We start from the raw sequence: 14,845 nt of genomic DNA, 5'->3' as shown, positions 1-14,845 counted from the left end.
AGGCCAGTCATACAAAGAACCTCAACATGCAATCAAACGCAAGCTGCTGTACCGGTCAAGCAAGTTGTGACGCGTGTTATGAAGGTCGCGAAACCGCCCCCGTTGGCGGTTAGGCCTTGAAGCGCCAATACCAGGGCAATTGAAACGACCGCGATAATAAGCGCATACTCGACAACTTGAGCGCCGTCATCATCCCTACAAAAATTGTGTATTGATTTGGTGAACGCTGAGAGAAATTTGGTCATTTGTGATTCCTTCGGCATAGGTTGTAAATGGACGTTTTTACTATTAAGTGGTACTACATTACGAACAACTACTACGAACAGCTACTACGAACAACAAGCAGGTACATACCGATACTGGCAGCGGGAATGCAATGGGTTTTATGACTTGGATCCGCAGGTCAAATGCGCATCTTCTATAGCTACTTTCCGCTTCCAAGGCTGCCGCCGATGTTGATTACATTTGTTACCGGCGGGGGTTCTTTGAAGCTTCCCTGATAACGGCCAACCGCCTCCTTGGCGGATTTGCCATCCATACCCGCAATCGAATCAAGAGTTTTCCCAGCATCGGGGTTAATCGTCATTTGGAATCGCGATTGCCGTACAGCGTCCCCGAATCTGGCATCGTAATTGGGTGTGGTCGAACAGGCGCCCAATATGCCGATGCAGAATACTGCTACAGAACTTTTCATATCTATCTCCGGTTACTTGGTCGGGGGACTTGGCTCAGACGTCGTTTCTTTGGTCGCGCCTTCAGCTTTTCCCAGGAATAGAACTTCGGCCCGATTTGGCACGATGTGGTTATCAGTTGGCAGAACGACGTCCGTAGTAATCGGCTTTACCAATCGCGGCGTCACGACGAAGACCAACTCTGTTTTATCGTTCTGGAACTCGGTTGACCGGAAAAGTGCGCCCAGAATCGGCACCTCTCCCACCCCGGGGAAACGACTGATGGTCTCCGAAACGTTATTGCGAATAAGTCCTGCGACGACAAAGCTTTGTCCGTCACCTAGCTGCACAGTTGTATCTGCGCGGCGCGTAGCCATTGATGGGAGGATAGACGTCGCACCGTTGATCGTAGTAAAGGGAGACCCCGTTTGAGAAAGTTCGGAAACTTCTGATGTCAATTTCAGATTTACGCGGGAACGGTCCAGGACTGTCGGAGTAAATTTTAAACCTACGCCGAACTCTTTCTCTTCAAGCGTAATGGTCGTGCCCCCACCCATGTTGTTCTGCGCAACGGGGATGAAGATCTTTCCTCCTGAGAGGAAGCTGGCCTGCTGGCCGCTGATTGCCATGATGTTTGGTTCGGCGAGTACGCGTACCAAACCGTCTTTCTTTTCTGCGTCCATCCCAAACAGAGACGCCTGATTGACACCGGTAACCCGTGCATCGAAGGGAACCGATCGTTCGAGATCAAAGGTCAGTCCCGGCCGATATCGCTCAAAGACCGCTGGTCCACCGCCAACAATTCCGGAAATGATTTTTGACTTGGAACCGTCAGCCGACGTGGCGAGTCTACTGAAGTCCAATCCGAACCGATCTAATAGGCTTTTGCTTACTTCCGCGATCTTCACTTCCAACATGACCTGCTGCGGATCAGAGACGCGCAGCATGTTGACGACCTTCTTCCCGTCGCCATAGGATGTCGCGAGATTGATGATCTGATCGAGCTTGACGACGTCGCTGACTAACCCGGTTAGGACTACGGCGTTTTCAGCGCCTCGCACTTTGATACCGGTTTCTTCTGGCATAAGTTCGGTCAGCTTGGCTTGCAAGGTGTTTGGGTCAAGCGTTACGATGACATCCTTGATAGAACAGCGTCCGTCCGTTCCTTGCAAAACAAGATTCATGGACCCCGATTTCTTGCCAAGGAAGAATAAGTCAGTTGGACTGAGAAGGGTGATGTCTACGTCGGCGACGCCATCGGAAGTTGTCTGGGGGCCTGGTGGTAGAGCGGGCTTTTCCTCCTTGTTTATCGGTGTTGCTGGAGAAACCGTGCGACTGGTGGACTGACCTCCGACGACCATGCGTGCAGCAGGAAAACTAAGCTTCACGACTGTTGATTTTCCCAAAGTAACGTATGTTGGCGGATCGACGGCGACAGATGAACATGGCTTCAATCCTCCTGCAGATGTATTACTTGATGGCGTTTGACTGGCAGCGAATGTCTGGCCGGTGGAAGCCAGTGCGATAACTACGGCGGTCTGTATATAACATTTGCGCACGAGGAATGCTCCTGGTTGTTTTATTGTTGGAAGCAGTTGAGTGAATGTGTGCCGTTTTGGATAACCTCGACGCACTGTGTTGGATGTTGCTTTTTCACTGGAGCAGGCTTTGGTGGAGTCGGCTTGATGGTCAAGGCGACTGTGGTCGGACGTATTTCTTTCTCGCCAAAGAGCTGCTTCTTAGTCACACCTGCCGTGGAGATAGGCGCCTTGTCTACCTGGTTGCGCAGAACGAGAGATAGCGTGCCGACGCTGCGAGCAAGATCAAGTTTTTCGGCGTCTTCCGGACTTAGCTCCAACGTGACGGCGCTGACTACCTTTGGCGTGGTATCGTCACGGCCGGATTCCTGCGCAACTGCTAGAACGAGCACCTGCTCGAGCACTACTTTGCTAATCTGTTTGCTTTCTTCGGATCGGCCGTCCTTATCGCGCTGCGTATTCAGCATGACGTCAACATAATTACCCGGGAGAGCAAAGCCCGCGACACCGACTACATCATTAACGCGCACGGTCATGGCGCGCTTTCCATCGGCGATGACAGCGGATAAGCCGCCACGTGTTCCTATCGGCGCCAGTTTTCCATCTAGAATAGGTTCGCCACGTAGCACGCTGACTTTCGGTACTCGGTCCTGCAGATCTTTAATTTCAGTGAACGATCCGGAGGGCATGGATCCGCTGGGCCAGTCTATCGTCGCAAGCATCTGTTGATTAATTTTGGTGCCAAGCTGGATATCGACAGCCGCCACTACCACTTTATTCGAAGCGATGTTTCCCTGATGCGATACCCATCCCGCTGCGTATACCGCTGCCGTAAGACCCGCGATAACTGCAAGGAACAACAACCCTATTGCCTTGATGTTTTTCATGTTCTGCCTTGAGTTGATGTTGTGAAGTGTTTCAAATAATGCCAAGCTGTGTTGCTATGACATAGCCAGTGGTGCCTATTCCGATGCTTACGCCGTAAGGCAACTTCCCTACCGACTGGACCACCTGGGTAGGGCTACCAGCTTTGACGCCGGTTGCGGCCGATATCAGCATGAGCTCGGTAACGGCTTTTACATTGCTTATCATTCGGCCAAAAACTCGGTGATACGCCGCGAAAAAAATGGATGCGATGCCACCGACAATGAAGGTAGCAATCACAGCGTTGAATGCGTCGCTCGCGCCCAAAAATGCGCCAGTCATTGCCATCAGCTTCACGTCGCCCGCTCCCATCACCTTCAGCACATAAAACGGAACCAACAGGACGAAGCCGATTGTCATTCCTCCTAATGCCCATATAAAACCGTGGACCGGGGTGAAAGGAACAAAAGCAGCATAGATAAGCGCAACGGCAGTACCGCTTAACGTGAGCCAGTTAGGAATTTTGTGTGTACGGTAGTCGATAACGCCAGCGCAAAGCAGCAGACTAAATAATGCGACCATGCGTGGTTCGGTACCGAGCATGACTAGGAGGTCTATGCATACAGACAGCGAAGTGAGAATTGCGGAAATACCAGAATCGGTTTGCAATATTTTCTCCCTATGCCACGCTTTCGCACACTTACCCGAGCGACGTTGGTAGCGGTTAAGCCATTTATCGTTAAAGTTTTTATTGATTAAATGGCATTTAGTTGTTGATCATTAAATAACTGCCGCATGTCATGGTTATTGAGTAACCACAAACTTTATTGAGTCACGCGGAACTGTTTTTTTTGTTAACTGTCTTGCATTTTCCGTAAACCAAAAATAACTTGATGCAAGTTAAACTTGGTCACTCATGCCATGATGATGATCAAACTCTGTAAGTCGCTTTTTATGCGTCTTATGCCTATGCCTTTCGAAAGAAAGCACGAGGTAGCGATCATTACCGGGGTTCGGGGGCTCAGACGCCGGACTGACCGGGCCGTCCAGCACTGAAGTACGCAAAGTACAAAAAGGCCAACGCCATCAATGCAGCGACTTCGCTACTCGTGTCGGTTGCAGCTGATGGATGGGTAGGCCCGGGTACTTTGTGACCATATATGCATGGTACGGAGCCAAGCTTTTCACCGAGGAAGTTTACGCAGTTAAGCCTTCTTGAAATGGTACTGACATATCCGAAGCTGATTATCCGAAACGACGGCAGCGGGCATTGGCGGTACAGTCAAGGCTAAAGCGCTCTCGTATGGGGAATTGGTCGATAGTCGTTGGCGGCACGCTGTGAATTTGATGCGTACTTATCAATTATTCAGATGGTAGTATATGAATTATTCTGGTACCGGCGGTGCAAAGGCGTATGACAGCTAAAAGCGAATAGTCAATGCAACTGAAAATTTGCATTCATAGCATGAAGTTTCGGCTTGTGGCGCTTGGCGTCGGGCTTGTCATAATTGGTGTCATTGTGCGCTTCTTCATCGCACTGCCGATGTTTCACGCAAACGTGCAAGAGCTGGTCGCCACACAACAATTGTCTATTGCATCTTATATAGCCCAGGATATAGACCACAGCATTACGTCACGCCTGGAATTAATCAACCAATTTGCAACTGAATTTCCCGCGAAATTAGCGTCTCAACCCGACGCATTACAAAATTGGATCAAGGATAGGCAGCAAATCAATCCTCTGTTTAACGGCGGTCTGATCGTGGTACGTCCGGACGGGCGTGGCCTCTATGCGGAATATCCACGCGTTACCGGTCGTAGCGAGCTCGACTATGCAACATCAGACTGGTTTCTGGCCGCACTACGGAGCAGCAAACCAGTCATTGGACGGCCAACGCGCGGCCGCGCAAGCGGCGACCCGATTATCATTTTCGCGGCACCGGTACGCGATACTGGCGGAAGCGTGGTGGCGGTGCTGGCAGGCGTGGCACGACTCAATACACCAGGATTTTTAGATCTGATGCAAGAATCCCAATTGGGAGCAACCGGTGGATTTCTGTTGATTTCACCGGCAGATCATTTGTTTATCGCATCAAGCGATCCGACGATGATTTTGACGCCAACGCCGCCTACGGGTGTGAATCACCTGCATGATCGTGCAATGGCCGGCTATCGGGGTACCGGCATCACGATAAATGCCAAAGGCACGGAGGAACTGTCAGCGATTGTGACGGTACCTAGCACAGGCTGGTTCATGGTTGCACGCATGCCGACGAAGGAGGCATTTCGCCCTGTTGAAGAATTGCGCAAGTTCATGTTCAAAACGAGCGTAATTTTTCTCGTTTTAATCATGACGATGTTGCTCATTGCTCTACCTCGTATCCTGCGCCCTCTCACTGATGCCGCGCGGGCGATACGTGGCATGGCAGACGGAAAAATAAGGCTCACGCCCTTGCCGGTGGTGCGCGACGACGAAGTCGGTCAACTGCTACACGGTTTTAATTTTCTCGTACATAGACTGCGCGCCGAAGAATCAGCCCGCGAGGCCACCGAGGAACGTCTGAAGTTCCTGGCGCATCATGATTCGCTAACCGGATTATATAATCGGACGATGTTGGAAGAGCGCCTGGAGTTAGCGTTGGGAGCCATGCACCGTGACGGATCGCAGATCGCATTGCTGTTTTGCGATCTGGATGACTTTAAGGGAATTAACGACAATTACGGCCATACTACGGGCGATGCGGTACTGTGCGAAGTTGCGCGCCGGTTGACGGAGGGGCGCCGCCGGATCGATACAGTGGCGCGCTTGGGAGGTGACGAATTTGTGATCTTGGCTACGGGGCTAAGCGATGCGAGCGCCGCGGCGAACTTAATCGCGCAGCAATGCCTGAGCGCCATCAGTGAGCCGTTCGAGATCGGCGGGGAAATTTTCAAGCTTGGCATGTCCATCGGCATTGCGACCCACGCAGGATCTGCTATCACATCATCCTATTTAATCGCCCAGGCCGATATCGCAATGTATCAGGCCAAGCGCAAAGGTAAAGAAGGCCTCTTCTTCATGGATAACATCCGCGCCTCGGGTGCGCAGGAACAACCCTCTATGGGTGCAGACGCGTAGCTTGACTAATCAACATGCCGATCACCTATGTAATAATGATTCTGCATTGTTCTGCTTTGCTTCAATACCCTATTTCCCTTGAAACCGCGCAGGGCGTTTAGAGAAGAACGCATCCAGTCCTTCACGAAAATCCTGCGTCCCGGTACTGTCGCGAAAGTTGTCTCGTTCAGCATCAAGCTGCGTGGCAAGCGTGTTGTCGAATGACTGTCGCATCAAGCGCTTCATCCTCCCGATTGCCAGCGTCGGCCCTTTGGTGAGCCGTTCAGCAAGCGCAGCAGTAGCCGACTCCAGATCCGCGGCAGGTACCACCTGATTCACCAATCCGAGGCGATGCGCCTCGGACGCGTCAAACGTGTCACCCAGCACGGCGATTGCCATCGCGTTACGCAGGCCTACGAGCCTCGGCAAATGCCACGATCCAGATAAATCGCAGCTGGCAGCCACGTTGATATAGGCAAGATTGAACCGCGCGCTGTCAGCAGCAATCGCCAGATCACAGGCCATTGCCAAGCTCATGCTGCCGCCAGCGACGTTGCCGTGCAGACTGGCGATTACCGGCGCGTCCATGGAGGTGAGGATTTTGATCGAGGCATGCAGAGGCTCGATCAGGGCCATGGCAATCGCCGGAGGGTCGGCGCGCAATGCGGCAAGATCCCCTCCCACGCCGAAAGACTTGCCCTCCCCTTTGATTACGACCGCGCGGATGCTTGTATCAGCCGCAATGCCGGTGCAGCAGTCATGAAATGCCGTGGCAGTCGCGACGTCCAGCGCGTTATAAGCGTAGGGCCGATTCAATACGATATAGGCAACGTCGCCTTCTCGCTTCATTAATACTGGTTTGCCTGAATCCATCATGGGAGTGCTCCAGAGTGAAGTTGTGCCGATTTTACCGATTCAGATTGTGCCGGCTTTCCTCGGACGTTTGCGCGCGGGTGCCGATGCGGCCGGACGAACGACCGCACTACGCTCTTCCGCGCGACGGCGGGAAATTCCAAACGACAGCAAGTTGATTACCTGGGTAGCGATGTCATCCGGATGCATCGGCCCGTCAGGCGAATACCAACGCCCTATCCAGCTCAGCGCGCCGGCAATGGTGAACGCCGCCATTTTTGGATCGCATGGCGCCATTGTGCCTTCGGCAATACCTTGTTCGATCAACTGCCGAAACTCCGTGTCGATCGCTCCCTTCATGCTGCGCAGTTTTTTGCGGCTTTCCAGTGGCAAGGGATCCTCGCCGACACGGATCACGCACATGCCAAAATCCATCGTGACGATTTCCGCATACTGCCGCATTGCCGCATACAACTTGTCTTCGGCAGTACCGCCCGACTGTCCGACCACGCGAATCGCATCCTGAAGCAGCGCCAGTCCACGACTGACGCACTGGAACAGGATATCGTCCTTATTCTTCACATAGTAATAAAGCGTTGGTTTTGTTATGTGCAGACGCTCGGCCACTTCATCCAGCGAGGTTGCATGAAATCCCTTTTCATTAAACATCTGTGCCGCTGTCCGCAGTACCGCGTCTCGCTTTTCCTCGCGTTCCTTCGCGACGTCACGGGTTTTCTTCCATGGGGAAGCCGTTGACGTTTCCGATGGTGTTGCCGTCGTTGAAGCCGGCGCTTTCCTTGAGGTCATCAATGTGTTTCGGTGAGCAGAGGGGTTCAGGAATACATTCCTTCAATCTCTGCGTTATAAGTCTTATAGATACTTGCGCGCCGCACCTTCATGGTCGCCGTGACTTCGCCATCGTCATGGTCAAGTTCCTTGGTCAACAAATGAAACTTGCGAATGTGTGACACCTGCGCGAGACGCGCATTGCCACTATCGATCTCGGCCTGGATCAGGTCGCGCACTTCGGGCGATTCGGTCAGCGAGCGGAAGTGGGTAAAGGGAATATTCCGTGCCTCGGCCCACTGGGCAACCGCATCGTAGTCAATCTGGATTAACGCGGAAACGTACTTGCGCCCATCGGCGATAACGATGCATTCCTTGATGAAGCGGCTGGCTTTCATCGTATTCTCGATTTCAGATGGCGTCAGGTTCTTGCCGCCGGCCGTAATCATGATGTCCTTGAGACGGTCGACTATCTTCAATACACCGCCCTGCTCGCTTACCACATCGCCGGTATGCAGCCAACCATCCACGATCGACGCAGAAGTAGCCTCGGGATTCTTGTAGTAGCCCTTGAAGACCATGGGCCCGCGTATCTGTAGTTCGCCTACGTCGGACAACCGGTATTCGACGCCTACGGTCGGCACACCGACGTTGCCGATGCGCACTGAATCAGCCTTCTGGCCCAGCACCATACCGCTCGACTCTGTCATTCCGTACACCTCGATGAGGGGAACACCCATGGTACGAAAGAATTGCACAATGGCAGGTGCTATCGGCGCTGCGCCGGTCAGCGCAATACGTGCGCGTCGCAGACCAATAAAGTTTTGCAGGGCACGAAAAATCAACAGGTAGTAGATGAAAAAAGTAAGGCGCTCGACGACACTGCGCTGGTGCGCCGCCTTTTCGGAAAACGGCTGGCAACGTCGCATGGCACTCGCGAATAGATACCGCTGCAATGCTCCCGACTCCTGCATCTTGATCGAGATGGCCGAGTGGAGCTTTTCCCAGATACGCGGCACACCGAGAAACATGCTGGGTGCGACTTCACGCAGGTCCTCCTGAACCGTCCGGATCGATTCGCCGAAATCGACACGCGACCCAAGATAAAGCGGAACGAACGCTGTGAGCATCTGTTCTGCAACATGGCAGAGCGGCAAGTAGGAAAGATGCGTGGTGTCGGACTGAAGCGCAAGACGCTCAATGACACCCGGGGCCATGGCGGCGATATTGGCATAGCTGATCATGGCGCCCTTGGGCTTGCCGGTCGAACCTGATGTATAGATGATGAGCGCTGTGTCCTCCATGGTCTGGCTATCGAGGCAAACATCAATAAGATCAGGGCGTGTCCGCTCATATTCCGCACCGATTGTTTCGAGGTCGGAAAAAGTAATTACCTTTTCCGTGTCCCTGGACTGGATATCGAGGAAGCCCTTTTTTTCAATGACAATAATCTTTTTGAGATGTGGAAGCTGATCGATGGCATCAAGCACTTTGTCGGCTTGCTCCTGATCTTCGCAAATGACAAGCTGCGCATCCGAGTGATGAAGAACGTAAGCAATTTCGTTGACCGGGCTAGTAGGATAAACACCGACTGTCACAAGCCCCGCTACCGCAGCACCAAGCTGGCCAAGTACCCATTCCGTGCGATTTTCCGAAATCACGGCGATGTGGGCGCCCGGTTGCAGGCCCATTGCGCGATAGCCCAGTCCCACATGGCGGGCTCGCCGGTAGTAGGCGGCCCAGGTGAGCGGGCGCCAGATGCCGAATTCCTTCTGCCGTATTGCAACGCTGTGGGGATGCAGCCTTGCCTGTTCGCGCAACATTTGCGGCTGGGTTTTGGTATAGACGATTGGTTCCATGTTCAGGACAGCCAGCGCTTGCGACGCTTGTAATGTTTGAGTTCGCGGAAACCCTTGTTTGCCCCTTCACTGCCGACGCCCAGATAAAATTCGCGTACGTCGGGATCCGACGCCAGCTTTTCAGCGCTTCCGTCAGTCACGACCTTGCCAGTTTCCATGATATAGCCGTAATCTGCCACGGCCAGAGCCACCGACGCGTTCTGCTCCACCAGAAGCATCGATACGCCCCGCTCCGCATTGATGCGTGCAATGATGGTAAAGATAGCCTCGACCATGACAGGCGACAAGCCCAGGGAAGGCTCATCGAGCAGCATCAGGACCGGTTCAGCGACGAGTGCCCTGCCAATTGCCAGCATCTGTTGCTCGCCGCCGGAAAGATAACCGGCGAGACCGCTCCGTCGTTCATAAAGCCTGGGAAAATACTCGTACACCAGATTGAAGTCGGGCTTCTTTCCATCTGCCAGCGCATAGCTGGCGGCGACAAGATTGTCTTCCACGCTCAGGTCTTCAAATACACGTCGCCCCTCCATCACATGAAACAGGCCGGCACGCACCAGTTCATGCGGCGCCTTGCTGGTTGCCGCATGACCCTGGAAACGGACTTCACCCCGCGTCACAGCGCCGTCATCCAATGGCAGCAGATTGGAAATCGCCTTCAGCATGGTCGACTTACCAGCGCCATTGCTGCCTAGCAGCGCCACAATCTGGCCGCGCGGGACCGCGAGCGACAGGCCGCGCAAGACTTGCACAGATTTGTTGTAGACGACCTCGATGTTATTCACCTCGAGGACCATGCCTTCGCTCTCACTATCGCTCACGTCGGTTCCTTACTGGCTCAGTGTGATCCAGTCGGATGCCGGCAGCATTTTCTTTTGCTTCATGTCTGCCTTGTAGATGCGCCCCACCGGAATGGAATTTCCCTTGATGGAAATCGGCGTCCCGATGAGACCGCCAGTGTCGAAGTTCTGAATCGAATTCAACGCTGCTTTCAGGTTTTTTCCGTCGAGCGGTTTTCCTGCATCAAGCGTGCGCTTGACCGCTTCCGTCATAAGCATCGCCGCCAGGAATCCTTGTGTGTAAGCAGTGCTCTGGTATTCGGGACGCATTTGCCGGATTTTTTCCAGCATCGGTGACTTGCCTTCGGTATCGTAGTAATACCGATATGGCATCACACCCATGAAGCCGTCAGCAGCGTCGCCCATACGCATCACAGTGGAATTGTCCATGGTCCAGAATGTGCCCATGAAAGCGGATTTCATCCCCATCGCCTTGGCCTGATTGATAAATTCAGGAATGGGTGCCAGGACGTAGCCATGGAAAATCGTATAGTCGGGGTCGGCACGCCTGAGCTTGATCACTTCGGCGCTCACATCAACACTGCTTGGAGGAGTCACGATTTCGCTGACGAGATTCAGGTTCAGCTTTTTGGCGGCGGCACGCGTTCCCTCTACCGGGTCACGGCCGAACTCCGTATCGGAATACACCAGCGCAATCTTTGCGCCCGGTTTGGTTTTGGCGATGTAATTCAGCAGAATGCCGACCATTTCCGTATAGTCGGGTCCAACCATAAACTGCAGCGGATATTTCTGCGGATCGTTGAGTTCTTTCGCAAACGACGCACCGGTCATCAGCATCGATCCGGCACGCTCCAGTTCGGGATTGACCGTTTTGGAAAAACCGGTCGAATCGGCGTAATAAAGATTGACCTTGTGCTGGCTGGTGATTTTTTTGAAGGCCGCCATCGAGGCGTCAACCTTGTAGCCCGTATCCTCGGGCACGTACAACACCTTGCGGCCTTTGATACCGCCCGCATCGTTGACGATTTTGAGGTAATCCTTGATACCAGCGTCAATGCCGATACCGGCGAAGGCAAACACACCGGTCATGGGAATGGAGCCACCCAGGACGATATCGTTTTGCTGTGCGTTTTGCTGTGCCGATGCATTGCCGGCAAGGCCGAGAGTGCCGGCTGCGGCGAGTGTCGCAAGCCACTTCTTCCATTGATTGCCAAACATCTGTCGTCTCCTCTTGTTATGTCCTATGTCCGGAATGGCCATAGGTGAAAAGTGCGGCGAACACGGCGCCATATCTCGGCCAGGCCGTGCGGCTCGAAGATCAGGAACAGCACAATCAGCAGGCCGAATACGACAGTACGGACCGGTGAAAGTATCAGCGTCGCGTTACTGGTCAGCGGCAGCCAGCCGACTACCAGCTTGAGCAATTCGGGCACCATGGTCATGAACACTGCGCCAAAGATGCCGCCACGTATGGTGCCCATGCCGCCGACGATGACAGCGGCCAGAAAGAAGATCGACATGATCAGGGGAAAACTTTCCGGTGTAACGATCCGGAAGAAGTACGCAAACATGCCGCCTGCCACACCGGCGTAAAAGGAGGACAAGGCAAAAGACATCAACTTGTAGCGCAACAGAGGAATGCCAAGCACACCCGCTGAAATATCGCGGTCGCGAATGGCAATGAAGGCGCGTCCGATACGCGTACGGAACAGATTGGCCGCACCGAACAACATCAGTATGGTGATCGGCATGATGACCCAATACAACCGGAAGGAAGTGTCGAGCGCTAGCCCGAACAATTGCGCGGGCGGTACAGCCAAGCCGCCTGTGCCGCCGGTCAAACTTGCCCAATGGGAGAATGCAAAATGCGAAATGAAGCCAGCCGCGATGGTGGCGATCGCAAGGTAAAGACCCTTCACGCGTAGCGATGGCAAGCCGACGAAGATGCCGCCAATCATTGCCACGATGCCGCCGGCGAGTAAATTGATCAGGAAGGGAGAACCGAAGCGGATCTGCAGTATGGCAACCGTATAGGCACCGAGCCCCATGAAAGCGGCCTGCCCGAGGCTAACCAGGCCGGTATAGCCGGTCAGCAGATTAAGTCCTGTCGTACTCGCGATATTGATCGCCACCAGACACGCCAGGTACAACCAGTATTCACCGGCAATGAAAGGAAATGCGGCCAGTGTGACGAGCAGTACCGCGAACCATGCGCGCTGAGTTGCGCTGTCGAATAAGGACTCGTCATCGGCGTAGCTTTCCTTGGCGGAGCCAATACGCATTACAGCCTCTCTATCTCATGAGTGCCAAACAGTCCGTACGGACGTATCAACAGGATGACCACCAGCAGGATGAATGTCGCCAGCAACTTGTATTCGCCGCCCAGATACGCCCCTGCCCATGCCTCTACCAGACCGATGACAAGACCGGCGACCAGCGCGCCGGCAACGCTGTCCAGGCCGCCGAAAATCACCACCACCAGCACCGATAGCCCGAACACGCCCATGGAGGACGATAGGCCGCCAATCGCACCGACGACGATGCCTGCCACTCCGGCAATGACGGCTGCGAAGCTCCATGCAAGAGAAAAGACACGCGGCACATTGATTCCCATTGAATACGCCGCCGCCTGATCCGATGCGGTGGCACGCAAGGCCACACCACCACGCCAGTATCGGAAGGTCACCAGGACGATGGCGATCAAGGCAACCGCAACCCAGAACCCATAGAAAATCTTCGGCGCCAGAAATGCCTCGCCTATTCGTATCGGTGTGGAAGGAATAAATTCCGGAAGCCGGCGCTGATCAGCGGTCCAGATCAGTTCCACGAGGCCCACTAATATCGATGACAGGCCGACTGTCACCATGAAGGACGCAATCGGGGATTCCCCCAGCATGGGGCGTATCACTACGCGCTCTACTGCCATACCAAGCACGCCCATGGCCAGCAGCGCTGCCGGTATGGCAATCCACAACGGCAGCCCCGCACCGACGGAGAAGGCAAAGAACAAATACGCACCGGCCATCAGCATATCGCCAATTGCCAGATTCACGACGCGTGTCGCTTTGTAGATGATGACGAAAGCCAGACCAGTCAGGGCATACAGTCCGCCGGTGCCAAGACCCGCCAGCGATATCTCCAGGAAAAACAGCCAGTCGAACATCAGGCGGCGCTCCTCATCCCGTTTCGTGCTGTCCGCGTCGCGGCGTTCTTGTATTGCGCGCGCAGCGCTTGAATATCGCCGGATCCCAGGTAGGCGCGGATAACTTCCGGGTTGGCTTGCACTTCGGAGGGAAGGCCGCTCGCGATGACCTGACCGAAGTTGAGCACGACCACATGGTCGGACAGGTCCATCACCATACCCATGTCATGCTCGACCATCAGGATCGTGATCCCCCACTCCCTGCGCACTTCAAGGATGAAGCGCGCCATGTCCTCGGTCTCTTCGCGATTCATGCCCGCGACCGGTTCGTCCAGAAGCAGGATCTTGGGTTTCATGGCAAGCGCGCGTGCCAGCTCGACCCGTTTCTGCAAACCGTATGATAAGGAGCTGACCGGCGCCTTGCGGATATGGTCAATTTCCAGGAAGTCGATAATGCGCTCTTCGATTTCCTGCCGCAGTTGTTCTTCTTCCCGGCGCGCACCAGGAGTAAAAAAAAGCCCGGCAAGCGGACCCGTCTTCAGGTGACAATGACGGCCCAGCTTGATGTTGTCGAGGACCGTCATTCCGCGAAACAGGGCGATATTCTGAAAGCTGCGCGCGAGCCCAAGGGCAGCACGTCGCGGCGGGGCGATACCGGACAGGCTTTTCTGATGCAGAAAAATGTCGCCGGAGGTCGGTTTGTAAAACCCCGAAATTGTGTTGAAAACCGACGTTTTTCCCGCACCGTTCGGTCCGATAACGGAAGTGATACTACCGTCAGCAACACTGAAGGTGACATTGTCGAGCGCCTTGACGCCGCCGAACTGTAGCGTGACGCCACGGACCTCGAGAATGGAATGACTCGCTATTGCCTGCAAGGTTGTCTCCTTTTTTGTGCAGTGCATTCGATTTTTATTCCGCGCCACCCGCCTTTGTTTTTATCTACTCGCGAGTAACGTTGACAATACTAGCACAGGAAATTGCTCGTGCAACTAGCTCAAAAAATTTATCTCGAAGACACATATGGATAGAAATAAGGCTGATTCCCGCCCTTTTGATGCCTTCCGACGGCAATTCTACGAAGTTGATAATAAATACAACGCAGAACGTCGCATCGTTACTTGCAAGTAACGATGGCAATTTGATGTAACACCAAACCTTCTCGTTGACGCCAGCCATACCGTCGAGCCAACAAATCACCTGGAAAAGGCAATGCTGATTACAAGTGGCCAAACCCTG

General features: G+C 53.9%; 14 protein-coding genes. 1 reads left to right on the top strand and 13 read right to left on the bottom strand.

Going from position 1 to position 14,845, the window contains the following annotated elements; genetic code table 11:
• Positions 1 to 32: 32 nt before the first annotated feature.
• From ASE07_RS12390 to ASE07_RS12370, 5 genes are all read right to left on the bottom strand, one after another.
• A complete protein-coding gene (locus ASE07_RS12390; RefSeq protein WP_057291138.1) occupies positions 33 to 245 on the bottom strand; it encodes a Flp family type IVb pilin in 213 nt (70 codons plus the stop codon).
• A 179-nt stretch (positions 246 to 424) separates the two neighbouring features.
• A complete protein-coding gene (locus tag ASE07_RS12385) occupies positions 425 to 694 on the bottom strand; it encodes a hypothetical protein (protein WP_057291137.1) in 270 nt (89 codons plus the stop codon).
• Positions 695 to 706: 12 nt separating this feature from the next.
• Positions 707 to 2,230, bottom strand: a complete 1,524-nt coding sequence (locus ASE07_RS12380) for a type II and III secretion system protein family protein (protein ID WP_235548447.1) — start codon at positions 2,228 to 2,230, stop codon at positions 707 to 709.
• A 20-nt stretch (positions 2,231 to 2,250) separates the two neighbouring features.
• Complete coding sequence (gene cpaB / locus ASE07_RS12375) at positions 2,251 to 3,096, bottom strand: Flp pilus assembly protein CpaB (protein WP_057291136.1); 846 nt, start codon at positions 3,094 to 3,096, stop codon at positions 2,251 to 2,253.
• Positions 3,097 to 3,127: 31 nt separating this feature from the next.
• Positions 3,128 to 3,742, bottom strand: a complete 615-nt coding sequence (locus tag ASE07_RS12370; RefSeq protein ID WP_156396568.1) for an A24 family peptidase — start codon at positions 3,740 to 3,742, stop codon at positions 3,128 to 3,130.
• A gap of 769 nt (positions 3,743 to 4,511) precedes the next feature.
• Here ASE07_RS12370 and ASE07_RS12365 point away from each other — a divergent pair.
• A complete protein-coding gene (locus tag ASE07_RS12365; protein WP_057291134.1) occupies positions 4,512 to 6,191 on the top strand; it encodes a GGDEF domain-containing protein in 1,680 nt (559 codons plus the stop codon).
• Positions 6,192 to 6,260: 69 nt separating this feature from the next.
• Here the strand turns inward: ASE07_RS12365 and ASE07_RS12360 are convergent, their stop codons facing one another.
• The 8 genes from ASE07_RS12360 to ASE07_RS12325 are packed head-to-tail and all read right to left on the bottom strand — an operon-like array spanning position 6,261 to position 14,511.
• On the bottom strand, positions 6,261 to 7,046 hold the full coding sequence (locus tag ASE07_RS12360) for an enoyl-CoA hydratase/isomerase family protein (protein ID WP_057291133.1): 786 nt from the start codon (positions 7,044 to 7,046) through the stop codon (positions 6,261 to 6,263).
• A gap of 39 nt (positions 7,047 to 7,085) precedes the next feature.
• Entirely contained in the window at positions 7,086 to 7,829 is a 744-nt protein-coding gene (locus ASE07_RS12355; RefSeq protein WP_057291185.1) for a TetR/AcrR family transcriptional regulator, read from the bottom strand.
• A 26-nt stretch (positions 7,830 to 7,855) separates the two neighbouring features.
• Positions 7,856 to 9,667 (bottom strand): AMP-dependent synthetase/ligase, encoded by a 1,812-nt coding sequence (locus ASE07_RS12350; RefSeq protein ID WP_057291132.1) that lies wholly within the window; start codon positions 9,665 to 9,667, stop codon positions 7,856 to 7,858.
• Positions 9,668 to 9,669: 2 nt separating this feature from the next.
• Complete coding sequence (locus ASE07_RS12345; RefSeq protein WP_156396576.1) at positions 9,670 to 10,461, bottom strand: ABC transporter ATP-binding protein; 792 nt, start codon at positions 10,459 to 10,461, stop codon at positions 9,670 to 9,672.
• A 33-nt stretch (positions 10,462 to 10,494) separates the two neighbouring features.
• Positions 10,495 to 11,682, bottom strand: coding sequence for an ABC transporter substrate-binding protein (locus tag ASE07_RS12340; protein WP_057291130.1), 1,188 nt, complete (start codon positions 11,680 to 11,682; stop codon positions 10,495 to 10,497).
• 23 nt (positions 11,683 to 11,705) lie between these two features.
• Entirely contained in the window at positions 11,706 to 12,746 is a 1,041-nt protein-coding gene (locus ASE07_RS12335) for a branched-chain amino acid ABC transporter permease (RefSeq protein ID WP_057291129.1), read from the bottom strand.
• Positions 12,746 to 13,627, bottom strand: coding sequence for a branched-chain amino acid ABC transporter permease (locus ASE07_RS12330; protein ID WP_057291128.1), 882 nt, complete (start codon positions 13,625 to 13,627; stop codon positions 12,746 to 12,748). Before ASE07_RS12330 ends, ASE07_RS12335 begins: the two co-directional genes overlap by 1 nt.
• A complete protein-coding gene (locus tag ASE07_RS12325) occupies positions 13,627 to 14,511 on the bottom strand; it encodes an ABC transporter ATP-binding protein (protein WP_057291127.1) in 885 nt (294 codons plus the stop codon). Before ASE07_RS12325 ends, ASE07_RS12330 begins: the two co-directional genes overlap by 1 nt.
• Between the last annotated feature and the right edge of the window lie 334 nt (positions 14,512 to 14,845).

It is taken from the genome of Noviherbaspirillum sp. Root189, from assembly GCF_001428545.1.
Taxonomy (GTDB): domain Bacteria; phylum Pseudomonadota; class Gammaproteobacteria; order Burkholderiales; family Burkholderiaceae_D; genus Noviherbaspirillum.
Note: the sequence above shows the minus strand (reverse complement) of the source record. Positions and strands in the feature narration are given on the sequence as shown.